15 protein-coding genes are annotated in these 23,292 nt (G+C 69.4%); 3 read left to right on the forward strand and 12 right to left on the reverse strand.

The genetic code is table 11. From position 1 onward, the window contains the following. The first annotated feature begins 9 nt into the window (after nucleotides 1-9). Entirely contained in the window at nucleotides 10-483 is a 474-nt protein-coding gene (locus tag BLU81_RS14520) for a MarR family winged helix-turn-helix transcriptional regulator (protein WP_197686228.1), read from the forward strand. Here the strand turns inward: BLU81_RS14520 and BLU81_RS14525 are convergent. From BLU81_RS14525 to BLU81_RS14555, 7 genes are read right to left on the reverse strand one after another with little or no spacing between them, the layout of a single operon-like run. Further along, nucleotides 460-1,275, reverse strand: a complete 816-nt coding sequence (locus BLU81_RS14525) for a hypothetical protein (protein WP_092545100.1) — start codon at nucleotides 1,273-1,275, stop codon at nucleotides 460-462. The two genes, BLU81_RS14520 and BLU81_RS14525, sit on opposite strands and share 24 nt — an antisense overlap. Further along, nucleotides 1,272-2,369: a glycosyltransferase family 4 protein gene (locus tag BLU81_RS14530; RefSeq protein WP_092545102.1), complete on the reverse strand. Its 1,098-nt coding sequence runs from the start codon at nucleotides 2,367-2,369 to the stop codon at nucleotides 1,272-1,274. The genes BLU81_RS14525 and BLU81_RS14530 overlap by 4 nt, the downstream gene beginning before the upstream one ends. Next, the gene (locus BLU81_RS14535) at nucleotides 2,369-2,707 is read right to left on the reverse strand and encodes a hypothetical protein (RefSeq protein WP_092545104.1); all 339 of its coding nucleotides are present in this window, start codon (nucleotides 2,705-2,707) and stop codon (nucleotides 2,369-2,371) included. Before BLU81_RS14535 ends, BLU81_RS14530 begins: the two co-directional genes overlap by 1 nt. Beyond that, nucleotides 2,704-3,420 (reverse strand): hypothetical protein, encoded by a 717-nt coding sequence (locus BLU81_RS14540; RefSeq protein WP_092545106.1) that lies wholly within the window; start codon nucleotides 3,418-3,420, stop codon nucleotides 2,704-2,706. Before BLU81_RS14540 ends, BLU81_RS14535 begins: the two co-directional genes overlap by 4 nt. A gap of 13 nt (nucleotides 3,421-3,433) precedes the next feature. Next, nucleotides 3,434-4,591, reverse strand: coding sequence for a glycosyltransferase (locus BLU81_RS14545; RefSeq protein WP_092545108.1), 1,158 nt, complete (start codon nucleotides 4,589-4,591; stop codon nucleotides 3,434-3,436). Further along, on the reverse strand, nucleotides 4,584-5,429 hold the full coding sequence (locus tag BLU81_RS14550) for an NAD-dependent epimerase/dehydratase family protein (protein ID WP_092545110.1): 846 nt from the start codon (nucleotides 5,427-5,429) through the stop codon (nucleotides 4,584-4,586). The genes BLU81_RS14545 and BLU81_RS14550 overlap by 8 nt, the downstream gene beginning before the upstream one ends. A gap of 43 nt (nucleotides 5,430-5,472) precedes the next feature. Then, nucleotides 5,473-5,697 (reverse strand): hypothetical protein, encoded by a 225-nt coding sequence (locus BLU81_RS14555; protein ID WP_092545112.1) that lies wholly within the window; start codon nucleotides 5,695-5,697, stop codon nucleotides 5,473-5,475. Nucleotides 5,698-5,751: 54 nt separating this feature from the next. Here BLU81_RS14555 and BLU81_RS14560 point away from each other — a divergent pair, with 54 nt between their 5' ends. Both BLU81_RS14560 and BLU81_RS14565 read left to right on the forward strand, forming a co-directional pair. Next, complete coding sequence (locus BLU81_RS14560) at nucleotides 5,752-6,798, forward strand: zinc-dependent alcohol dehydrogenase family protein (RefSeq protein WP_197686229.1); 1,047 nt, start codon at nucleotides 5,752-5,754, stop codon at nucleotides 6,796-6,798. A 64-nt stretch (nucleotides 6,799-6,862) separates the two neighbouring features. Further along, nucleotides 6,863-7,558, forward strand: coding sequence for an FKBP-type peptidyl-prolyl cis-trans isomerase (locus tag BLU81_RS14565; RefSeq protein WP_231954525.1), 696 nt, complete (start codon nucleotides 6,863-6,865; stop codon nucleotides 7,556-7,558). Nucleotides 7,559-7,596: 38 nt separating this feature from the next. On the opposite strand, the gene BLU81_RS14570 is transcribed toward BLU81_RS14565, so the two are convergent. The 5 genes from BLU81_RS14570 to BLU81_RS14590 all read right to left on the reverse strand — a co-directional run bounded on the left by BLU81_RS14570 (nucleotide 7,597) and on the right by BLU81_RS14590 (nucleotide 23,249). Next, a complete protein-coding gene (locus tag BLU81_RS14570; protein WP_092545114.1) occupies nucleotides 7,597-8,166 on the reverse strand; it encodes a hypothetical protein in 570 nt (189 codons plus the stop codon). Then, nucleotides 8,163-19,226: a LamG-like jellyroll fold domain-containing protein gene (locus tag BLU81_RS14575; protein WP_172890550.1), complete on the reverse strand. Its 11,064-nt coding sequence runs from the start codon at nucleotides 19,224-19,226 to the stop codon at nucleotides 8,163-8,165. The genes BLU81_RS14570 and BLU81_RS14575 overlap by 4 nt, the downstream gene beginning before the upstream one ends. Before the next feature lie 280 nt (nucleotides 19,227-19,506). Beyond that, complete coding sequence (locus BLU81_RS14580) at nucleotides 19,507-19,989, reverse strand: type 1 periplasmic-binding domain-containing protein (protein ID WP_157751574.1); 483 nt, start codon at nucleotides 19,987-19,989, stop codon at nucleotides 19,507-19,509. Nucleotides 19,990-20,040: 51 nt separating this feature from the next. Continuing rightward, nucleotides 20,041-22,494, reverse strand: coding sequence for an FtsX-like permease family protein (locus tag BLU81_RS14585; RefSeq protein ID WP_092545120.1), 2,454 nt, complete (start codon nucleotides 22,492-22,494; stop codon nucleotides 20,041-20,043). Further along, nucleotides 22,491-23,249 (reverse strand): ABC transporter ATP-binding protein, encoded by a 759-nt coding sequence (locus BLU81_RS14590; RefSeq protein ID WP_092545122.1) that lies wholly within the window; start codon nucleotides 23,247-23,249, stop codon nucleotides 22,491-22,493. Before BLU81_RS14590 ends, BLU81_RS14585 begins: the two co-directional genes overlap by 4 nt. Nucleotides 23,250-23,292: the final 43 nt, after the last annotated feature.

Consider the following 23,292-nt stretch of genomic DNA (forward strand, 5'->3'; position numbering starts at 1 on the left):
GTTCCGGCCGTGGAAGACGCGGAGAGTGGGCGGCGGGAACGCCTCCAACAAGCGTTTCGGGGGCATGGCACCGCCTACGCCGAACTCGGCCGGTTCTTCGGCGCGCGGATGGGCCTGCACACCACCGACGCCGGAGCCCTGGTGGAGATCCTGTCGGCGCAGGACCGCGGCGCACCGCTGACCCAGGCCGCCCTCAGCCAGCGGGTCGGCCTCACCCCCGGCGCGACGTCCTCACTGCTCAACCGTCTCGAAAAGGCCGGTCACGTGGCCCGGTCCCGGGACAGTGCGGACCGCCGGGTCGTCACTCTCCGGGCGACCGACGGCGTCGACACGATGGTGGACGACTTCTTCGCGCCGCTCCTCGCCCGGATCGACGCGATGATGGCGAACCACTCACCGGAGGCCCTGGCCCACGCCGAGCGTTTCCTCACCGACTACGTGGCGACCATGAACGGTTACCTAGCCGACCTCGCCGCCCGGTGAACGCCGCCCGGTGACCCGCGCCCGGGCGGCTCGGGTGAACTGGTCGTCCCAGCGGCGCGGAAACGGGAGCATCAGGTGCTTCGAACGCCACCGGGCGGTCTGGCGGACCGCGTTGAAACCGGCGGCGGTGACGATGCGGGCGGCAGAGAAGAACAACGGCCAGGCGGGGTACGGGTCGACGTGCTCGACGTCGGCGGGCAGATCGGCGGGCCGGACCGGGGCGGCCAGGACCAGCCGGGGCTGGAGTCGTTCGGCTTCGGCGCACTCCCTGGCGTACGACAGCAGCTCGTGAATCTCGCTCGCCGGGCCGGAATGCAGGACCAGCCAGGAATCGGGGGCCAGGTCGGGGAGCGCCGGAGCCGGCGGGTCGGTCAGGGTCAGCGGGGCGGTCTCGCCGGTCAGGTGGGCGCGATGGGCGGGTTCGAGGTCTTCGAGCAGCCACGTCCGGTCGAAACGGATCGGGGTTTGCGGGAGCAGCGGGCGGTAGGCGTCCCAGCGCAGCAGCCGGGCCAGGTGGACCGTGTTGGTGCCGGGCGGAACCGACCCGGCGGTCAGTTCACCGGTCAGGCCGCCCGGGAAGGCGTCCACCACCAGCAGCGACGGCTTCAGCTCGTGCAGCACCGTTGCCGGGTCGCCGTGCAGCAGGCGGTGCGGGCCCAGTACCCGCGGGTCGGCGGCGAACGGCGAGGTGGTGAGCAGGGTCGCGGGTTCGCCGGCGTGGACGGTGTGCAGGTAGGCACGGATGCGGGTGAGGTGGCCGAGACCGCCACCCTGGGCGTAACAGACGATCACCGCGCGGCCGTCAGGACCTTCAGGTAACCCTCGGTCTCGGCTTCGACGGTGAACCGTTCCCGGACCCGGCGGGCCGCCGCCGCACCCAGTACCGCCAGCTCCTCGCCGGTGGCCTGGGCGGCCCGGTGCACGGCGGCCCGGCAGGCGTGCGGGTCACCGGCCGGGAAACGGAAGCCGATGTCGTCGTCGACCAGGTCTGCGAGTCCACCGGCGTCCGAGGTGAGCAGGGGGACGCCGAGAGCGGCGGCTTCCAGGGCCACATTGGGCAGCCCGTCGTAGAACGACGGCAGGGCGACGAGATCACAGGCCGCGTAGACGCCGAGGAGCTGATACCGATCTTGAAAAGGCAGGATGTGGTACGTGATCTCGGGGTGCGCGGCCAGCCACACCTCGACACTCGGCTCCAGCTCCCCGGCCAGGACCAGGTGGAAACGCTCCAGGTTCCGGCCGAGTGACAGCGCGTCCAGCAGCAACTGGACGCCTTTCTTGCTTTTGAGCTGCCCGATCACCCCGATGGTCCGGCGGCCCTCGGCGACGTTCCCGGTGCGCCAAAGTTGAGCTTTCCGCCGCTCCGACGGCAGCAACGCCCATTCTCCGGTGTCGATCCCATTGGCGACCCAGGTGACCGGGGTGGACGGCGCGACCCGGGACACCAGAGGCGCGGTCCCGGAGGCCACCACACAAACGTGCGCGGACGCCCGTAAGGCTTCCAGGACCACACTCTGCCTGCGCAGCGAGAACATTCCGGTGTCGAAATCGTTGCCCCGCAACAGGGTGACCAACGGCAGTTCGGCCCAGGCGGCATAAACGGGTGCCGACAGCATCGGATAGGTGCCGCCGAACGCGACCACATGCGTGTAGGCGCCCATCGACGGTGCGAGCACCGTCCACAACTGCCGTAACGCGTGTTCCGGGTCGTCACCGAGCGGCACCACCCGAACCCCGTCGAGCTGCCGCGACGACGATCGGCGGCTGAGATGAACCACGTCCACCTCGACACCCGCCGACCGCAGTCCCCGGACGATCCGGTCGCACGAGTTGGCCATTCCACCGGGGCTGGGCGGGAAATTCTCCGTCACCCAGAGCAACCGCATCAGCTGTCCACCAAGGCGTCGTCGCCGTCGTCGCGATAGTCCTGGTTCGCACCGGCGGCCGGGTCGAAAGCGGCCCGGTCATAGGAGTCGAAAGTCGTGTACCAGATCGGGTCGGAATAGTTCTGGCTGGACGCCTGCCGAAACCTGCGGCGCCGGAAAGCGGAAGCCGAAGCCGGATGTGCGAACTGATTACGGGCCGCCGCGCACTCCGGGCACAACCCGCCGTCGGCCACGTGATCAGCGCAGAGGGCACGCCCACAGGACGGGCACCCGGCGACCGCCATCTGCCCGCATTTGCCCAGCGTGAAGAACCCGGTGGTGACAGCGCACGGCGTCATGACAGTCCTCGCAGGGTCCAGCGGAACGGTTCGGTGGCGACGGTGAGAATCCGGTCGAGTTGTTCCGGACCGTTCTGCGGCAGCCGGTCGAACTTGGCCGACGCCAGAATCGAACGCCGTTCCCCGTCCCGGATCGTGACGGCCATCCAGCGGGGTGGCGGTGTGGACGGCCGCATTCCCCGGACCGCGGGCGCCAGCTTCCGGCGTACTCTGATCATCTGCAGATTCTTGAATTTGCTCTTGGTCTTCGTCTTGTTGCGGAAGTTGCGTTTGGTGATCCGCCGATGCCGTTCCCGGTCGACGACCAGGATCTCCAGCGTGCTGCCGTCCCGCAAATCGGCACGCAACCGCAGCCACGGATCCACACTCCACGTCTCGGCGACCGATTTGACCGGCGGCCGGACCGGCAGATGACGCGGCGGGTGACTCTTTCCGGGTGCTCTCACACCACGCAGATCGGCGACGACCGACAACATGCCCTTCGGGCCGAGATCGGAGCAGATCTCCACGATCAACGGCACGAGCACATCGAGAGTACGGGGTGGAAGCGCCCATTTCGCCCGGCGCACCGCCTCGCCATGCCGTCCGAGACTCGCCGTCAGAGCGAGCCAGACGGCCGCCGGCTGGGTGGCCGCGAAAGCACGCTCGTGAATGAGGGCCTGGTGCAACCCAGGGAACTCCGCGATGGCGGCCTTCTGCTTGCGCCAGAACATGATCGGGACGCTATCAGCGGGCGGCCATCCGGTCGTATACGCCGGACAGCCGATCCCTCGCGTGTTTCCAGGTGAATCCGTTCTGCACGTGTTCGCGGGACCGTTCCCCCATTTCCCGGCACATGTCCGGGTACTCCAGCAGCACCCGGATCGCCCGCGCCAACTCGGCCGGGCGATCCGGCGGGACCAGGCGGCCGTACTCCCCCAGCACCTCGCGGATCACCGGTAGATCCGAGGCCACCACGGCGGTCCCGGCCGCCATCGACTCCCACACCTTGATCGGGCTGCAGCCCTGCTCCAGGTTGCGGGATGTGGCGGTCAGCGGGGCGACCGACAGTTCGGCGTGCGCGAGCCAGGCGGCGACCTCGTCATGCGGCAGCATGTGCTGCCAGTGGATTCTCTCCCGCAAGTCCAGTCGCTCGGCCAGGCGAAGCAGTGGACGGCACCGCGCCGGCGACACCGACGAGCAGATCACCAGCGACAGATCGGTCACGTCGGCCAGCCGGGCGAACGCGCGCAACAGCACGTCCAGGCCCTGCCACGGCTGGACCGCACCGACGTAGATCAGGTAGCGGCCGGGGGCGGCGGCGGGGCGCGGCAGGCCGGCCGGCACCGGGTCCGCACCGTTCGGGACCAGGAACACGCGGTCCGGTGCGACGCCGCGGGCGGTCACCGCCTGCTCGATGACGGACGACGGGACGACCACCGCGTCCGCCGCGGTCAGACAGTGTTCCTCAAGTTCACGGACCTTGCCGAGGGTGGCCGGGGCGGCTTGGGGCCAGGCGTACGGCAGCTCGATCGACGGCAGTCCGTTGGCCTCGTAGACCAGGCGCGCCCCGGTGCCGAGCGCGGGCAGGGCACTCCACGGATCGCGGACGTGACAGAGTTCCAGAGTGTCGTGATGTGGTGCGAGCTGCTCGGACACCCAGGCCGAGAACGCCTGTGCCCGGTCCAGGAGGTTCGGGACGACCTCGGTGAAACGTACGATCTCGACGTCGCCCTCCCGCTGGTAAGCGGGTAGCCCGCCGCCACCGAGCACACACAGCAGCCCGCCCCGGTGACGTTCGAACAGTTCCGCGGCCATGTGCCGGATGTGCACGGCCGAGCCCTTGGCCGACGGGAACCGGTCGAACGCGATGTAGGCGGCCCGATGCCCGCCCTGGTCAGCCATGTCGCCGCTCCCGGTGCCAGGCGATCTGCTGTTGCAGACCCTCGTCCAGGCCGGTGCTCGCGGTCCAGCCGAGCAGGGCGGTGGCGCGGTCCGTCCCGGCCCAGGTGCGGTTCACGTCGCCGGGCGCCGGATCCTTGGTCACGGTCGGTGGCGCGGTGCCGAGCAGCACGGTGATCCGGTCGAGGGCGTCCCGGATCGTGGTGGTCGCCGGAGTGCCGACGTTGAGGATCGTGCCGCTGGGCAGCGGCGTCTCGGCGGCCCGGATCGTCGCGTCGACCACATCGCCCACGAAGGTGAACGACCGGCTCTGCCCGCCGTCGCCGTAGAGCGGAGCCGGAATCCCGTCGAGCCCTGCCTCGATGAACCGGTGGAACGCCATGTCCGGGCGCTGCCGGGGCCCGTAGACCGAGAAGTAACGCAGGATCACCCCGTTACCGGCGGCCAGGACGAGTTGCTCGGCCTCGGCTTTCGACTGCGCGTAGGGGCTGCGCGGATCGACCGGGTCGTCCTCGGTGCAGGGCCGGGTGGCGTCCCCGTAGACCGACGAACTGGACGCGAACACGAACCGGGTCCCCGCGCGGGCCTCCAGCAGCCGCCGGGTCGCCACCACGTTGTCCCGGTGAGCCTCGGCCGCACCCGGCCCCCACGAACTGCGCACGCCAGGCCGCCCCGCCAGGTGCAGGATCACGTCGGTGTCCACGAGCGGCGCCAGATCGGCTTCCGTCAGGTCGACGCCGTCTTTCACGTCGACCCCGGTCACGTCGTGGCCCGCCCGGACGAGAGCGTCGACGAGATGACTGCCGATGAAGCCCGCAGCTCCGGTGACCAGTACCCGCACAGCCGGACAATAGCCGACCACCGCGGCCGGCCGGTTCCGGACGTCAGCCGCGATTACGTGGATGATTCTTCGCGGCCCGCTCGTTGCCGTGCCGGTAGTTGCCGGTCAGCCGGGCCATCAGCTCCTGCGGATCCTCCTGGTCCACGTCGACCAGGAACCGGGCCGCCTTGGCCCCTCGCAACACCCCGGCCGGGCGGCCGTGATGCAGCATCTCGATGTCGCCGCTCTTACGCACGCGGTAGGTGAATCCGTCCGGGGTATTGGTCATCTCCGGATCCTCGCGTGACGGGCCCTGCGGACGCCATCGAATTCTGCTGGCAGGATGGCGTACGTGCGAGCCGTGGTCTTCGATGACATCCGTTCCCAGCCCGAGGTCCGGGAGGTCGCCGAGCCGATCGCCCCCGACGACGGGGTGGTGGTCCGGGTGATGGCCACCGGCATGTGCCGCAGTGACTGGCACGCCTGGGCGGGTCACGACGAGATCGCGCTGCCGCATGTGCCCGGCCACGAACTGGCCGGGGTGATCTCGTCGGTGGGCGCCGCGGTGACCCGCTGGCAGCCCGGCGACCGGGTGACCGTGCCGTTCGTCTGCGGGTGCGGCCGCTGTTCCTGGTGTCTCAGCGGGCAGGCCCAGGTCTGCCCCGACCAGCAGCAGCCCGGGTTCACCCACTGGGGTTCGTTCGCCGAGTCGGTGGCCCTGCACGCCGCCGACACCAACCTGGTCGCCCTCCCGCCGTCGGTCGACTACGCGGCGGCGGCTGCTCTGGGCTGCCGGTTCGCGACGGCGTACCGCGCCTTGGCCGGCCGGGCCCGGGTCCTCGACGGCGAGTGGGTGACGGTGATCGGCGCCGGCGGGGTGGGCCTGAGCGCGGTGATGATCGCCCGTGCGCTCGGTGCCCGGGTGATCGCGGTGGACCGCAATCCGCAGGCTCTGGCCGTCGCCGCCACTCTGGGCGTGACCCACACGCTGCTCACCGATCTCGTCGACGTCCCGGCGACCGTCGCCGACTTCACCGGCGGCGGCAGTCACGTCTCGGTCGACGCGGTCGGCAGCGAGCAGACGTGCGCCGACGCGATCCTCAGCCTGCGCCGCCGCGGCCGTCACGTACAGATCGGACTGCTGCCCCCGATCGACGGCCAACCGCGGGTCCCGATGGCCCGGGTGATCGGCTGGGAACTGGACGTTCTCGGCAGCCACGGCATGGCCGCCGCCGACTATCCGGAGATGATGGCCCTGATCGAACAGGGCCGTCTGGAGCCCCAGCACCTGATCGAACGCACCATCGGCCTCGCCGAGGCGGCCGCTCTGCTGCCCGGGTTCGACAACGCCACGGTCGCCGGCATGACCATGATCGACCCGGCCCGCTGATCCACCTTCGAACACCGGCTCCAGGTGTCGGATGTTTCACAGCCCGATGTCGTATCGTCGGGCGGTGCCCGATTCCGTGACGAGCCGCAGCAGCGCGGCCACCAGACAGCCGCGCCAGAGTCCCGGCCAGCCACTCAAGACGAAAGCCGAGAAGCGAGCCGAGGCCAAGGCCAACAAGGCGCGCGCCCGGGCGCTGGCGAAACGCCGCCAGATGCTGACCGTGGCCGGCGCCGCCGCCGCGGTGATCGCCGTGGTCGTCGGTCTGGTCCTGTGGGTCGGCAACACGTCCCCGACCGACACGGTCAACACGAGCGCGAGTGCCGCGGCCACCACCGCCGCCGACACCGCCTCGGAGACGGCCGCGTTCCCGCCGCTGCCGGACGGCGCCGACCCTGCTCTGGGCACGAAGCCGGCCGCGACCGCGGGCAAGGGCACTCTGACCGAACTCAAGGCGACGACCCTGATCGAGGGCAAGGGCGCGGCGGTCCAGTCCGGCCAGACGATCAACGTGAACTACGTCGGCGTCACCTACCAGGGCGGCGAGGAGTTCGACTCGTCCTGGAAGCGTTCGGAGCCGTTCAGCTTCCAGGTCGGTACCGGCGGCGTCATCAAGGGCTGGGACCAGGGTCTGCTCGGCGCGAAGGTGGGCAGCCGGGTCCAGCTCGACATCCCCGCCGACCTGGCCTACGGCGAGAACCCGACCGGCGGCCAGCCGGCCGGCGCCCTCCGCTTCGTCGTCGACGTCCTGTCCGCTGCCTGATCGTCTTCGTAGGTCACTCCGGCATCTGCCGGGGTGACCTACGACTGGTCGTTCATTCTGCGCAGAACATCCGTCAGTTCCTCAACTGACGGATGCGCGCTGAACACCCGCTCCGGCGACGGGAAATCGTCGGGGAAGAACGGCATCCGGAGATCCTCGACGTATACCGCGAACAGGAAGTCGACGATTCCGCCCGGAAATTCCAGCCATTCCTCGCGACTCGAGTTGTTGATCGTCAGGGACCAGTGCGCGGGAGAATCCGCCGGGACCATCACCCAGGAGATCACGTCGCCGTCCTCCGTCCGGGCCACCGGCAGGAGAATATCCGGATCATGCGGCAGCACCCGGCCGCTGGCGATCTGAGCCGACAGACGCTCCCGGTACGCCCCGGAGAACGACACCAACCGGATCGGCGGGAACTTCGATTTCGGCTGGAGCACGTGCAGGAAGTCGTCAAAGACCCCCGGCCCGTAGCCATCAACGAGCAGGCGATAGTCGGGAGGAAGAGCGCCACCGACGCGCCGCTCCAGTTCGCCCCACTCCGGAAACCCCGATACCGGAACCGGCGGCTTCACCACGGCACGAAGCCGCTCGAACTTGTCCGTCACCAGTCCTCATCCCCGAAGCCGAACATGCCAGCCGGGTTGTTCAACTCGAACTCCTTGACCACGAGCGGGTTCGGCCCATTCCCATAAGCGCTGATTCGCAATGCTCGCGGGGTGTCCGACTTCCCTACATAGACCGGCTCGATGGAATATTGCACGACCTGCCCGCCGTCCACCGCATCATAGACGGTCTGCTCGATCCCATCGCGCATGATCGGCGAGTTGACCGGGTCCTGCGTAAGGGCGACGAGGTTCTTCTTGTTCCTCTTCCCACCGAGTCGATCAGCAAGAAGATGCCCTCTCGCAAGATTGAGCAGGGTCCCCATGCCCTTGGGCAGCCCTTCGATCTTCAAACCGCCCGGGGACTGGCCCTTGTGGAGCATGTCCTTCGTGACTGTCGCCCAGACTCCGGTGGGCCGGTCGTACTTGTCCAGGGCTCCGTATCGGACCTGACCGCCGAAGTCGTAGGAGTCTTGAGTCAGGCAGTTGTGGACCAGGACCGGCTCGGTGCCGGCGAGGACGTAGTACGTGTGGATGACGTCGACCGTGAGGTCGAGCATTCGTTTGGCACCGGTGAAGGTGCGGACCGCGGTGACGTGGACGGTGGCGCCGTCGGCGGTGAGCAGGGTGGACTTGCCGGGTTCCAGGTCTCCCGCGCCGACCCACTGCTTGGCGGTGTCGTCCCAGAACGGGTGGTTCCCGGTGGTCTTGAGGACCGTCGGGCCTCGGGTGGAACGGCCGCCCTTGCCCTCGCCGGTCTCCGCAGTGACGTTGGAAGGAGTGTCGCTGACGGTGACATCGGCGAGCTCGGTGTCCAGGTTGTGGTGCAGCACCGTCACCGGCTGGGACGTGGTCTCACCGGTTTCCGGGTCGGTCGTCTTGACCTCGTCACCGAGTTCGACCTCGGCGATCGGCTTGGTCGTGCCGTCGGCCATCAGCACCCGGGTGACGGGGTCGAAGCTGTGCCCGGGGCAGGTGCCGTAGTCGGTGCGGTTGTCGTAGCCGATGTCGTTGCCGTCGAGGACCCGGGCGGTGGGCAGTTCGAGGCGCGGCTCGGGGGCCGTCTCCTTGACGGGGGTCGACTTGACCGGGGTCTTTCCGGTGCCCTTCGGCTTGGTCGTGGTCTTCTTCGGGGTCTTGGTCTTGGCCTTGGTGTTCTTCTTCTTGCTCTTGGTCTTCTTGGTGCTGTTCGAACTCTTCTTCTTCTTGGTGCTCTTCTTCGTGCTGTTGGAGCTCTTCTTCTTGGTCTTGGCCTTCGTCTTCTTCTTCTCGGACTTCGGCTTGCTGGCCTTCTTCGGCTTCTTGGTGCCGCTGTTGCCGCTGCCGCTGCTGCTCTTCTTGCGCCGGTCCGGTAGGCCGAACCGTTTCAGCAGGCTGGTGATCCGGTTCGCGACTCGGGAGACGACCGCGCCGGCCCCGACCGTGACCAGGGCTTTCACCGCGTCGGCGAGGAGGCCGCCGACGGCTTCGGCGCAGCCGTTCTTACCGCCACTGTTGTAGTTCAGACAGTCGTAGATGATTTGGCAGACGCCGCTGAGGGCGCAGGCCCAGCCACCGACGGTGGCCACCTTGCTCACGATGTTGTTGCACGTCGACTCCCGCATCGGCACCCACCAGGCGCCGCAGTCGAACTTGTCGTGAATGACGTTGCTGATCGTGGTCTTCCAGTTGTTGGCGTCGGTGACCATGCCGCCGATGAAACGGTTGATGGTTCCGCTCAGGTCACCGAAGGCGTCGATGACACTGCTGGCCATGCCGATCACGTCGAACGAGTTCACGAACCCCTGTACCAGGCAGGTCCACGTGGTGTTGCAGCCGCTGATCGACATCGACCAGTGGCCGGTGGGGTCGATGTTGGAGAGCGGGTTGGCGTTGCCGTAGCCGTAGCGGTTGGCGTTGCCGGAGTTGCCGACCGGGCTCAGGCCGGCGGTGTCGCGGGTGTCGAACTGGCCGGTCTCCGGGTTGTACCAGCGGGCGTGCATGTTGACCCGGCCGGTCGACTGTTCGGTGTATTCCTGCTGGAAGCCGAGGTTGCCGATGACACCGGCCCGGGTGACCACGTTGCCGAGCGGGTCGTAGGTGGTGGAGCCGGAGAGGCTGGCGCCGGTGGCGGTGAACTGGGCGACCAGGTCGGTGTGCCGGTCGGTCCAGGCGTAGAGGCCCTGGACGCCGAGCAGGCCGCCGCCGGGGTCCCGGGTGTAGGTGGAGGTGCCGTCGGTGGCCAGGTCGTTCTCGAGACCGGTGTAGGCGAAACCGGTCTTCACCACGCGGCCGAGACCGTCGTACTGATAGTTCTCGAAGGTATTGTCGCCGGACTGCTGACGGATGATCTGCCCGAACGCGTCGGCGGTCGTCTCATAGCCGACGGTGCCCGACAAGGTGCGGCGCAGGGTGCCGCGGGCGGTGTACTCGTAGCTGTCGCCCTGCGACGAGGTGAGCAGGCGGTTGCGGTCGTCGTAGGTGAACGTCTTGGTTCCGGCCCGGGTCCGGTTGCCGGACCGGTCGTACTCGTACCCGACCGTGGTCGTCCCGTTGTTCCAGCTGGTCAGCCGGTTAGCCAGGTCGTAGGTGTAGGAGTTGGCGGTCGCTCCGGCGAACCCGGTGGTGGTCTTCGACGTCAGGTTCGAGTTCTGGTCGTAGCCGTAGGAGATGCGGGCGACACTCGCGCCGGCCGTCGTCTTCAGTTCGTCGGTGGTCAGACGGTGCAGGCTGTCGTACCCGAGGTTGCGGGTGTTGCCGTTCGTCCCGTAAGTGACCTTGGTGACCTGGGACAGCGCGTCGTAGCCGACGGTCTCCTGGATCCCGGTCGACGGGTTGGCGATCGTGGACAGCCGGCCCGCCGGGTCGTAACCGTAGGTGGTGGTGCCGGCCGCGTCGACGCGGGTCTTGGTCTGCCCGTCACCGGTGTAGGTGAACGAGCTGTTCCCGGACGGGCCGGTGACCGAGGTCAACAGGCTCCGGTCGTCCCAGGCGAGCGTGTTGTCGCCGCCGGGACCGGACAGTTCGGTGACCCGGCCGGCGAGGTCGTAGGCGTACTCCCGGTCGGTGGTCTGCGCCTCGGCCCCGCTGCCGGACGAACGGGTCACCTGGCCCATCTCGTCGTAGGTGTTGACCACCTCCACCCCGCCCGGCTGGATCTGCCGGACCGGCAGCCCGGCCAGGTCGTAGACGGTGGTGAAGGTGCGGTCCGCCTCGGCCGGGTGCGCGGTGGTGGCCGGCTCGATCGTGGACTCCGGCAGACCCCATGTGTTGTAGGTGGTCCAGAACGCGTTGCCGCGGCCGTCGGTGAACCGGGTCGGCCGGCCCGCCGCGTCGTACCCGAACGAGGTGCCGATCGACGTGGTACCGGCGACGACCGGCTCGTCCTGCGCGGTCAGCAGACCCGCCGCGTCGTAGGTGAACTTGGTGGTAGCGCCCCGGGCGTCGGTCGCGGCGACCACGTTGCTCGCCCGGTCGTAGGTGACCCCGGTGCTGGTCAGCAGCGTGCCCGCCGCGTCGTAGCTCTGCGCCGCGGTCGGCCGGCTGGCCAGGTCGTACGTGGTGGTCTGGTAGGTGTTGTCGGCCAGCGTGGTGCGCAGCAGATCACCGGCGCCGCCGTACTGGTAGGTGGTGGTCGCGTTCGCGCTGTCGGTGCTGGTCAGCGTCTCGCCGAGGGCGTTGTAGGTGTACTTCTCGGTCGCCTTGTCCGGGCTGGTCGCCTGAGACAGCCAGCCACCCGGGCCGTACGTGTAGGTGCTGGTGTGGGCGGCGCCGGTCTGCCGGACGATCTGGGTCTCGGTCTCGGTGCGGCCGAGGTAGTCGTAGGTCGACGTCTGCTTGGCGCCGGTCGGATCGGTAACCGACAGGACGTTGCCGAGCCGGTCGTACGTGTACCGGACCAGTCCGCCGTCCGCGTTCGTCACCTTGGTGACCCGGCCGAGGGCGTCGTAGGTCAGCGACGTCTCGTTGCCGGCCGCGTCGATCACCTTGGAGACCTCACCGGTGACCGCGTCGTACTGGGTGGTCTCCTCCGGCCACAGCGCCGTGGCCGAGCCCTTGGCGGTGTAGGACGGGTAGATCGTCTTCACCGGCCGGCCACCGGCGTCGTACCGGGTGGTCGTGGTGTTGCCGGTCGGGTCGCGCTCCTCGGTCAGTTCACCGAACGTGTTGTAGCCGGCGTAACTGATCGACCGGGTGGTGACCGGCGCGCTGTCGTACCGCTCGGTGGTCGTCGGCGGGTCGATGGTGAGGGCCATCCGCCCGGCCTCGTCGTACTGGTAGTAGGTGCGTTCGCCGTTCGGGTCGAGTTCCGAGGTGATGGTGCCGTCGGTGTCGCGTTCGAACGACTCGCGGATCAGTTTGGCGCCGGCCCAGGTGGAGCTGCCGTCGTAGACCGCGGTGACGTCGGCGTCGGAGAGGACCCGCTGGTACGCCTGGACGTCGGCGAGGTTGCCGGCCCATTCGGCGGTGAGCCAGCCGTCCCACTTGCTGCCGCCGATCGCGAAGGTGCCGTTGACCGTGTTCGCGGCGCAGCACCAGGCGACGGTGTTCTGCAGGGTGCCGTTGACGTAGAGCTTCACCGTCTTGGCGGCGGCGTCGTAGACCCCGGTCAGGTGGGTCCAGGCGTCGGTGGCCGCGGTCTGGGTGGACTCGGCGGAGGTGCAGTTGACACCACCGTTGTCGCAGACCGCCATCCACCACGACTTGCTGTCGTGGGTGTAGCCGAGCACGAACGCCGACGACTGGCCGCTCTCCTGCGAGACCGCGGCGTGGTTCTGGGTCGGGTTCTTGAGTTTCACCCAGGCCGAGACGGAGTAGGAGCGGGCCGCGTCCACCACCGGGACCGGCGTGGTGAGCTGCTCGTACGTGTCCGCTTCGGTCATCTGCACGGAACCGGTGAGGTCGGTGCGGGACGCGGGTTTGTCGGTGGACCACTGGGTGGCCGCCCAGCTCGGGAACTCCGCCGGGGTGTTGCCGGCCGTGTCGGCGCCGACGGTACCGGTGGTCTCGCCGAGTTTCCAGCGGCCGGCCGGACCGTTCGTGGAACCGGAGAAGGTGGTGTTGACCAGGTCGTTCCCGGCCGGGTCGTAGATCGTCTCGTTCTGGGCGACCACGGTGCCGGCGCTGTCGCGCACGGTGCTGGCGAGGACCAGGTCGTCCGGGCTGAGCACGTTGGTGACCTTGCGGTTCACTCCGGTCGGGTCGACGGTGACCTGGTAGGGACGGGCCGCCGCGTCGATGGTGTACGCCGTGGTGGTCCGGCCGTCGTTGGTCACCTGCTTGAGCAGGTTGCCGGCGAGGTCGTAGGTGTTGTCCTCGAGGACGAACCGGGTCGCCGCCGTCGCACCGATCTGGGTCGCGGTCTTCAGCAGGTTGTTGCTGGTGTAGGCGTACTCGGTCGACCAGCCTTCGGCGTCGGTGCTGCGGATCAGCCGGCCGCCCGGGTCGTACGCCCGCGATTCGGTGACGACGTCGGCCGCGGCCTTCGGGTCGTCGGGATCACCGGTGTAGTTCTTGAACCGTACCGACAGGATCTGGCCTTCGCTGTCGTACTCGGTGGCCACGGTGGTGCCCGCGTCGTCGGTGGCGGTCAGCACCTCACCGAACAGGTCGTAGGTGTAGGCGGTGGCCGTACCGTCCGGTTCGGTCTCCCGTTTGACCTGGCCCAGTGTGTTGTATTCGGTGGTGGTCTGCCGGGCGGTGTCACCACCGGTGGTGTCCGTGACGCTGATCGCCGTGGACTGGCCGTCGACGTTGTACTGGTAGGTGGTGACGGCCGTGTGGGTGGCCCCGGTGACCCGGTTCAGCACGCCGGGCTGGGTCAAGGTCAAGATCCGACCCAGCTTGTCGTACGTGTAACCGCTGGTCAGCCCGTTCGGGTTGGTCTTGGAGACCTCGGTGCTGGTGAGGACCCGCCCGAGCTGGTCGTACGTCAGCCGGGTGATCTTGCCGGCCGGGTCGGTCACCGCGGTGATGTCCCCGTTGGCCGCGAACTCGGTGGTGGTCACCGACCCGCCCGGGCTGACCTGCCGGGTCGCCAGGCCGGCGGGCGCTCCCGTGGTGCCGTCGGAGTGGACCGTGGTGGTGACCCGGCCGAGCGGATCGGTCACCGCCGTGGTGTTGCCGCGGGTGTCGTAGGTGTACGTCGTGCGGTAGGTGCCGTCGGTCCGGCCGTCCTGCACCGTCAGGATCTTGTCGTTGCGCGGGTCCGGGGCCGGGTTGGTGCTGGTCGCGTCCGGGAAGTAGGTGAACCGCGTGGTGGACCTGGTGGCGGTGTCGGTCTGGTCCGGCCAGGTGGTCTGCGACAGGACGTTGCCCCGGACGTCGTACGCCAGCTCGGTCTTGTTGCCGTTGGGGTCGACCTTGAGCGTCATCGCGCCGGTGGTGCCGTCGTACCCGAACTGGGTGAGGTTGCCGAGGGTGTCGGTGTCGGCGATCTGCTGCCCGGTGTACAGGTTGAACAGCTGGGTGCTGTTCTTCGCCGTCGGCCCGGTCACCGCGATCGACTTCGCCGGCATGGCCACGCCGGTGGCACTGCGGTCGGCCGAGTTGAACTGGGCGAGGATCTCGGCGTCGGTGAGTCTGGCCTGGTAGGTGGCGATCTCGGCGACGCGGCCCTTCCACAGGTCGCAGTTCACCGCGTTGTGGAAGCAGTGACCGGCGACCAGGGTGGAACCGGCCCACAGCGTGTGTGTCAGAACGGCCGTCTTCTCCAGCACGCCGTTGACGTAGAGCCGCATCGTCTTGGTCGGGGCGTCGAACGTCGCGGCCAGATGCGTCCAGGTGTTGGCCACCGGTGTGCTGGTGGACGCGGTCCGGGGACACGTCGAGCCGGTGACGTCGGCGGAGCACATCACCGCCGCCCACTTGTTCGTGGCCTTGTCGTAACTGAGCATGAAGGCCGTCGACTGGGCCGCGCCGGTGATCGCGACGGCGGCCCGGTTGACGGTCAGGTCGGCGGCGTTCAGCCAGGTCGAGACGCTGAACGACTGGGCGGTGCTGACCGAGGCGGTGTCGCCGGTGATCTCGCTGCCGGCCACCCCGCTGAACAACGGGGCGGTGGTGTCCTTGAACGGTCCGTCGGTACCGGGGGTGCCGCCGAGGGTGACGCTGGAGTAGGTGGCGGTGTTGCCGTTGACCTCGTTGTACGGCTCGGTGGTGCCGGGCAGGTCGTTGAGACGCCAGTAGTCGACCGGATTGTCACCGAGCACCGCGGACGCGTACACCTGCGACGAGCCCTTGACCTGCGGGTCGGCGAGCGTCCAGGAACCGTTGTCGCCGTCGGTGACCTTGCGGACCCGGCCGGAGACCGGGTCGTAGGCGACCTTCGCGGTGACCGCGCCGCTGGGCCGGGTGATCTGTGACAGCAGCTTGCGTGAGGCGCGGGCACCGTAGAGTTCGGTGACCCGGTCGGCGGTCAGCGGCTGGTCGAAGACGGCGACGTCGCTGAGCGCGCCGCTGTAGTAGTCCGGGGAGCCGTTGTTCTTGTAGGCGACCGCGTTGTCCTGGGCGGTCCAGGTGCCACCGAGGTGACCGGCGCCGAGGTACTGGTAGCGCGGCTGGATGTCGGTGACCACCACCCCGGTCTGGGTGGCCTTGGCGACACCGTCGACGTAGAGGGTCTGCCGGTCACCGGCGGCCGAGAGCACCGCGTGGTGCCAGTTGCCGTCGTTGACCGCGGTCGCCGAGGCCAGCGTCGAATGGTTCTGGGTGGAGAAGGTCTGGACCGCGGTGTACGGGCGGCCACACGGCCAGATGGTCATCACCGTGCCGTTCACGGTGCCGTTGCCGTACGGGTTGACGCACATGCCGGATTCCTGCGACACGATCCGGCCGTCGCCGGTCAGGCGCCACTTCTGGTTGGCCGCCGTCGCGCTGCAGTCCTGCACGTCGACGCCGGAACCGGCCTCGGTGCCCTCCTCCCGCATGCAGCGGGTGGCCAGCCCGTTCTGGTGCAACTGGCCGGCGGCGGTCAGCTTCCAGATCTGCTTACCGGCGCCGGTGCAGTCCTGCAGGATCACGTTGGAGCCGTTGCTGAGGCCGTCGTTCTCGGCGTCGAGACACCGGCCCGAGGCGCTGCCGAGGAAGGAGCCGAGGGTGGTTCCGGCGGCCGGCAGGGTCGGGAAACTGCCGTAGAGCTGGCCGTTGGTGCCGACATAGAGCACCGGCTGGTACGGGTTGGCGGTGCTCGCCGTCGTGATCGGATCCCAGCTCTGGCTGTAGAGCACATGATCGCCGGCGGCCGACGTCTTGAACCACATCGACACCGACTGGTAGCCGGCCTGCGACACGGTCTTGGCCGGCAGCGCGGTCCGCGAGGTGGTGCCGTTGTAGGTGGCGGCCGTCGCGGTCGAGCCGGGCAGCGCCCCGGAACCGGCGGTGCCGAGCGTGACGTTGGTGTGGGTGCCGTAGTCGGCCTTCATCCGCTCGGTCGCGGCGCTGGCGGCCTGCGCGACACCGGACGCCTCGCCGAGACGCCAGTACGAGTAGGCGTCCAGGTTCTCCACCGTGGTCGGGTAGAGATTGCCGTCGGTGTAGGTGTACTGGGTGCAGGCGGTCGCCGAGGTCGGCGGGCACACCTTGGCCAGCTGGTCGCCGCTGTAGGTGTAGGACCAGGTGGCCGCGGTGGCCGCGTCACCGGCCACGGCCGGGTCGGTGACGACACTCGCGACGTGCGCACCGGACCAGGTCAGGAACAGGTTGCGCTTGCTCGCCGCCGACGTCACCTGGGTGACCTTGCCGCCGGTCCAGGTCAGGTTCAGCGGTCGGCCGTTGGTGTCGGTGACCGAGGTCAGCCCGTACACCCCGGTCGTGCCGGTCGCGCTGGTGAACAGGTAGCCGACACCGGACTTGTCGGTGAGCTGGTAACCGCCGGTGACCGCGGCGAACTTGGCGTACCGGCCGAGTCCCGCGGACCAGGTGCCGTCGGCGTTACGGCCGTAGGCGACCGTCTGCCCGGTCGGGTAGGTGACCTCGGCGACGGTCAGCGCGCCGGTGGCGTCCTTGCGTTCGGTCACCTTGGCGTCCACCAGCGACGACCAGCCCGCGCCGAACGCCCCGGACAGCCGGGTGTCGACCGAGTTGTAGGTGCGGGCGATCTCCAGCGCCGGGCCCACCGAGCTGACCTGGGCGTCGACGGCCGAGCTGGTGTAGGTGCCGGAGCCGGGCGCGAAGCCGGCGTCACCGTGCTGTTCCAGGCTCGCGGTCAGCGGTGACTGTGGCACCGGTGTGGTGAGCAGGAATCGCCAGGACGGTGACCAGGTGTAGGAGGCGACGCCCTCGTTGTTACGGCCGTCGTTGAGGGTCACCTGCCAGCGATAACGCCCGCCCCATTTCAGGGTGCCGGCCGGCACGGTCCACGTCTTGTCGGTGCGCCACCCCGACTCCTTGATCTTCGTCTGGGTGCCGGTCGCCGACTCCTGGAAGACCTCGAAGTTGTACTCCAGGGTCGCCGGGAAACCGTCCGGGTCGTAGCCGTCCGCGATCAGCTGCGGCGTCAGTGACGGCGACTGCGTGCCGGACGGCGGGAACAGCGTGTTGACCTGCGGCGCGACGTTGTTCGCGTAGGTGACTTCCAGGTACGCCTTGTAGGCGTCGCTGTAGTTGCCGGAGGTGAACCGCTTCCACGAGTTGGTCGCCACCTCGTCGCCGGTGATCGCCAGGCCCTGGTCCCAGTTCGCGCTGCCCCGGTTGGTGGCCCAGTCGTGCAGCGTCGTCGGGTCCAGGGTGACCGCGTGCCACTGGCCGACCGAGCGGTCCTTGACCGTGTTGGTGCAGCCCGGCGTGTGGTCGGTGATCTTCAGGGTGCCGATCGGCGCGGTCACCGACGGCCCGGCTGCCAGGGCCGCGGTGTCCAGGTCGCCGACCAGCCACGGGGTGGTGACCTTACGGACGTAGATGTTGCTGTAGACGTCGCAGGTGTACGCGTACGTCAGGTACGCCCACAACTTCGCCCCGGTGATCCGCTTGCCGACGAACCCGTCGGTGTCGAAGTCCTGGAACTTCATGTACGAGCGGGCGATGACGTTCTCGTACCGGCCGACCGCGATCGAGCTGCCGTTCTGCTCGTCCGCGCCGGTGGTCGTGTCGTTGTCGACGTAGACGTCGCCCTCGTTCATCGTCTTCGCGGTGTAGACCGTCGGGTCGATCTCGATCGGCCAGACCCGCTTCGGGTCGTCGATCCACGCGTCGTCGGCGGTGACCTTCAGCGCCGGAGTCCCGTCGACGTCGATCAGGGAGTACCCGATCGCGTACGACTTGGGCCGGCTGCCGGTCCCGTCGAGCGGGCTGGAGTCCTCCATGAACGGCCGCGGCACCGTCAGCACGACCTCGTTCGCCGCGTCGCGCAGTGCGAGCCCACCGTCGGCGGTGAGGTCCGCGGTCAGGCCCGTCAGCTCCAGCGGGAACACGAACTCCCGGGTCGCCGCCGGGCTCTTCAGGACGATCGTCTCCTTGACGCTGTTCGTCAGCGTCTGGAGCCGCACGTCGACACCGGGAAGGATCTCGGCGTAGGTGCTCTTGTCGCCGTCGACCGCCGGGGTCACCGCCAGCGCGTCCTGCAGCCGGTAGGCGAACACCTCACCGGTCGGGAGCGTGATCCGGGCCAGGTCCTCGGCGGCCTGCCGGGCGGCGCTCTTGGCTTGCGGCGCCGCGAGGGAGACCCCGAAGGAGTTCGCCTTGGTCTTCAGCCGGCCGTCGGTGCCCCGGCTCAGCGAGGTGTCGATCGGCCGCCACTTGCCGTCCGCACCCCGGTAGTTGACCCGGCCGGTGGAGACCTTGGCGGTCTGCGAGCCGTCCGGGTTCTCGAACACGTCCGTCGTGGAACTCGACCGGCCGGTGACCTTCTTCGAGTCCGCCGGGTCGAACGAGTCCGCGCCGACGGCCTCGTCCGCGGTCCAGGGCTTGCGCTTGACCGGTTCCGGCTGGGTGAACCCGGCCTTCTTCCCGCCGTAGTGCCCGTCCGCGCCGGGGCCCTGCTTCTGCACCGGGAGACTGACGTACGCTGCGGCGGCCTGCGTCCAGGACAGCCGGAAATCCAGCCAGCCCAGGGGGAGGTCACCCTTCAGCCCGCTGGGGATCCCCATCGAGGCGACGAGTGTGAGGACGAGAAAGACCGCGAGGCGACGGGCGTGGCGACCCACTGTTCCCCCAAGATCGAGCGACAAGATCCTGAGGAACATAGGTGAAGATCATCGATCTCCGATATACCCGTTCTCCACACTGGATGCGCCGGCCGAGACACTGGACGACCGAGCCGAGCGCAACCTCACAGCATCTCCACAGCCCAAGGCCCTTGCAGGTCCAAGCTGGAGCCCGTCGATCCCGGCCAGAATATGACCGAGATCACACAGCGTTCCGGGTTTACTACTCCTCGAACTGGTCGGTCAACAGCGCGTAGACGGCCCCTTCCGCTCCGTCGACCACGGCGACGTTAGCCGCCGTAGCCGCACCGCCGACCACCACGAACCGCTGCTTCGGGTACTTCGCCGCCACCGCGGTCACCGCGGTCACCGGCGCCTCGTCGACCGCGATCAGCAGATCGCACTGCTGCTGCAGCAGGCCGCCGAGATACGTGGCGGCGTTCTGCGCCGTCGGGGCACCGATCGCCGCCAGGTACGTCACCTGCACCCGCGTCTGCGCCGACGCCCGTTGCATCCCGGCCCACACCGGCACCGCGGCCGGGCCCCGCAGCCCCTGATCACCGGTGAACAGACAGGCCGACTCGGCGCGGTACCGCCGTTCCCGCACCGGGTCGTCCTCCGGCCCGAAGACCAGCCACCCGGCCGTACCCAGAATCCCCAGCCCCGCCACCGCAGTCGCGGCCCAAACCATCCAGCGCTTCCGCACGCTCACCCCTCTCAAGCCGCGACAGCCTACCGACGTCGATGTCGCCGCGGGTCACTCCTTGATGCCCATGTGTTCGATCGGCGGGATCCGCAGCAGACGGGCGACCGGCAGGATCGTGGTGGCCAGGGCCAGGATCGTGGTGCCGCCGAGGACGGTCAGCCAGCCGAGCGGTGGCACGTACGGCAGGAAGCTTCCGGTCAGAGCCCGGACCACACAGCTCAGGGTGAGTGCCGCGATCGTGCCACCGAGGAGGACCGCGGTGCCGAGCAGCCCCACCTGTTCGGCGTTGATCATGCGCTTGACCTGGCGGCTGGTGACGCCGGTCAGGCGCAGCACGGCCAGTTCGCGGCGGCGGGCCAGGGCTGCCATCACCATCGTGTTGGCGGCGGCGACCGCCGTGTAACCGACCATCACGGCGATCAGCAGCCGGTTCAGCCAGGCGCTCAGGGCCAGATCCTCGGCGAGGCCGCCGGTCAGGGCATCGGTGCCGACCAGAGTGGCGCCGGGGATCTTGCGCAGCACGGCGTCAGCCGACGGGGACGCGCTGATCAGCATCTCGTCGTCGAGGCCGCTCGCGGTGTGACCGTCGACGGTGGCACGGGACAGGATGACATCACCGAAACCGAGGCCGCGCTGGTAGACGGCGACGATCCGCAGGTCCACCGGAGTGCCGTCGCCGAGCCGGACGGGGACGCTCGCACCGATCTCCCCGCCGAAGGTCTCCGAGACGGCCATCGTCGTGGCATCCAGGGCGGCCAGGTCACCGGCAGTGACCCCGAGGTCGAGGGTGTCCGCCAGGCCGGCCGGGTCGACGGCTCGGGCGCCGACGACCTCACCGTCCCCCATCGTGGACACCACGATGCTGGTGTGCCGGACGGGAGTCGCCGCCCGTACCCCAGCGATCGCCCGGACCTGAGCCACCGCCGACTCGGGCAGCCCGGCGACCGAGACCAGGGCCCGCGTCGCGAGAAGCCCCTCCCGGGTCTGCGTGACCGCTTGTCGTTCCAGGTTGTCCTGCAGGAACCAGACCGAACCGCCGAAGCCGACCGCGAGAACCAGCGAGGTGAGCACGGTGGCGGTGCCACGGGCGTTGGCCCGCAGGTTGGCGGCGGCCAGGTACCCGCTGACGCCGAAGACCGCCCGCAACGGCCCGGCGAGCAGCCGGGCGGCGGCGGTGATGATCCAGGGGGCGAGCAGAGCGACCGCGAGCACGAACAGGTAGAGCATGCCGAGGGCGGCACCGAGCGCGGTCTGCCCGCTGACGGAGACCGCCGCGCCCGCTGACGCACCGGCCGCGACCAGGGTGATCAGACCACTGATCAGGCGGCCTCTGCCGGCGGTGCCGGGTTCGATCGCGGCCTCGCCGAGGGCTTCGGCGGGCCGGATGGCGGTGACCCGGCGGGCGGCGAGGAGCCCGGCGAGGACGGCCGACACCACGATGATCGCGGCGGCGGCCGGGGCGGCGAGGGCTCCGGGCCGCATCGGGAAGGCGCCGGGCAGGAAACCGCGGCTGGTCAGTTCACCGGTGAGCCAGCCGGCGGCGGCCAATCCGGCGGGCACACCCAACCCCGAGGCGAGCACGCTGAGCAACGCGGACTCCACCATGATCATGCGGCGGACCTGGCCGGGCGTGGCGGCGACGGCCCGGATCAGGGCCAGATCGCGGCGGCGGTGGCGCACGCTGAGGCCGACGGTCGCGGCGACCACGAAGACGATCAGCATGATCACATAGCCGCCGAACGACGCGCCGACCTGTACCAGCAGGGTCGCGGCGGCCCGATCGGCGGAGCGTTCGGCCACGCCGCTGCCGGCGCCGGTCAGCACTTGCGCGTCACCGGCGAGCCCCTGGATCCGGCTCTGCAACGCGGCTAGATCGGTACCGGGCTCGGCGATCACGCCGATCGCGCGGACCGTGCCGCGATGCGGCGAGAGAGCGGCGGCCTCGGCGTCGGCGAAGAAGGCCACGGCCGGACCCCGGACCACACCACTGACTGTGTACGACCGCAGCGTCCCGCCGATCAGAAACTGCACCGTCTGCCCGGCCTCGGCGGGGCCGGCACTCAGCACGACCTGCCCGGCGGACTTCGGCGGCGTACCGGAGACCAGCTCGTAAGGGGTGAGCACCGCGCTCCCCCAGCCCCGGCCCGGCACGGTGACGCCGGTGGTGGTGACGACCGGGATGTCCTCGTCCACCGCGACGGTGGCGACCCCGTCGACGCCGAGGATCTCGCCGGTCAGGTCGAGCGGCACGGTGCCGCCCTCGGGCAGCGCGACCGTGCTGGTGTAGACCTCGCCGTCGAACTCCTTACTGGTGAACGTGGTGTCGGGCCGGGCCACCACCAGGTCGGCGGCGGTGTACCGGACCGGCGCCGGGTGATATCGGAGCCCCGACTCGACGAGGATCCCCATCGCGGTCAGGATCAGCGCCCCGAGGGCGAGCGCCAGCACTGTCGCGATCGACGAGCCGGGCCGATGGCGCAGCAGACGTGCGGCGAGCGCGGTCATCGGACGGCCCCCGCCGGGCGGCGGCCGAGAGCGGCCAGGTGTTCGGCGATGCGGCCGGCGCCCGGCTGTGGCATGTCGTGCACGAGGTGCCCGTCGGCGAGGACCAGGACCCGGTCGGCGTACGAGGCCGCAACCGGATCGTGGGTGACCATCACGACGGTCTGCCCGTGGTCGTCGACGATGCCCCGCAGCAGGGTCAGCACCTCGGCGGCCGTGGTGGTGTCGAGCGCGCCGGTCGGTTCGTCGCAGAAGATGACCTGTGGGCGGGCGGCGAGGGCGCGGGCGATGGCGACCCGCTGCTGCTGACCGCCGGACAGTGCCGACGGCCGGTGCCGCAGCCGCTGACCGAGGCCGACCCGGTCGACGACCGTGGCGATCCACTCGCGGTCCGGGCGTACTCCCGCCAGTTTCAGCGGCAGCAGGATGTTCTCCTCGACGGTGAGCGCGCCGATCAGGTTGAACGCCTGGAAGACGAAACCGATCCGGTCGCGGCGCAGCTCGGTCAGTTTCGTCTCGGACAGCGTCGACAGTTCGGTGTCGCCGATCCGGACGCTGCCCTCGGTGGGCCGGTCCAGTCCGGCGGCGGCCTGCAGCAGGGTGCTCTTGCCGGAGCCGGACGGGCCCATGATCGCGGTGAAGGTGCCGCGGTGGAAGGTGGCGTCGACTCCGGCGAGGGCCCGAACCGGTTCACCGTCGGCTTGGTGGACACGGGTGAGCCCGTGCACTCGGACCGCGGGTTCGCTCTGGACGGACATCTATCGACCTCTCTGCCGTGGATGCACAGAAGTCTGCTGCTCA

Origin of the sequence: Actinoplanes derwentensis (genome assembly GCF_900104725.1) — a bacterium.
In the GTDB taxonomy this organism is placed as follows: Bacteria; Actinomycetota; Actinomycetes; order Mycobacteriales; family Micromonosporaceae; genus Actinoplanes; species Actinoplanes derwentensis.

What these genes read in the sequence shown, in the direction of transcription:
- BLU81_RS14575 (WP_172890550.1), bottom strand. Translation starts at nt 19,226, where the DNA reads ATGGGGATCCCCAGCGGGCTGAAGGGTGACCTCCCCCTGGGCTGGCTG.
- BLU81_RS14545 (WP_092545108.1), bottom strand. Translation starts at nt 4,591, where the DNA reads ATGGCTGACCAGGGCGGGCATCGGGCCGCCTACATCGCGTTCGACCGG.
- BLU81_RS14540 (WP_092545106.1), bottom strand. Translation starts at nt 3,420, where the DNA reads ATGTTCTGGCGCAAGCAGAAGGCCGCCATCGCGGAGTTCCCTGGGTTG.
- BLU81_RS14535 (WP_092545104.1), bottom strand. Translation starts at nt 2,707, where the DNA reads ATGACGCCGTGCGCTGTCACCACCGGGTTCTTCACGCTGGGCAAATGC.
- BLU81_RS14530 (WP_092545102.1), bottom strand. Translation starts at nt 2,369, where the DNA reads ATGCGGTTGCTCTGGGTGACGGAGAATTTCCCGCCCAGCCCCGGTGGA.
- BLU81_RS14560 (WP_197686229.1), top strand. Translation starts at nt 5,752, where the DNA reads ATGGCGTACGTGCGAGCCGTGGTCTTCGATGACATCCGTTCCCAGCCC.
- BLU81_RS14590 (WP_092545122.1), bottom strand. Translation starts at nt 23,249, where the DNA reads ATGTCCGTCCAGAGCGAACCCGCGGTCCGAGTGCACGGGCTCACCCGT.
- BLU81_RS14585 (WP_092545120.1), bottom strand. Translation starts at nt 22,494, where the DNA reads ATGACCGCGCTCGCCGCACGTCTGCTGCGCCATCGGCCCGGCTCGTCG.
- BLU81_RS14555 (WP_092545112.1), bottom strand. Translation starts at nt 5,697, where the DNA reads ATGACCAATACCCCGGACGGATTCACCTACCGCGTGCGTAAGAGCGGC.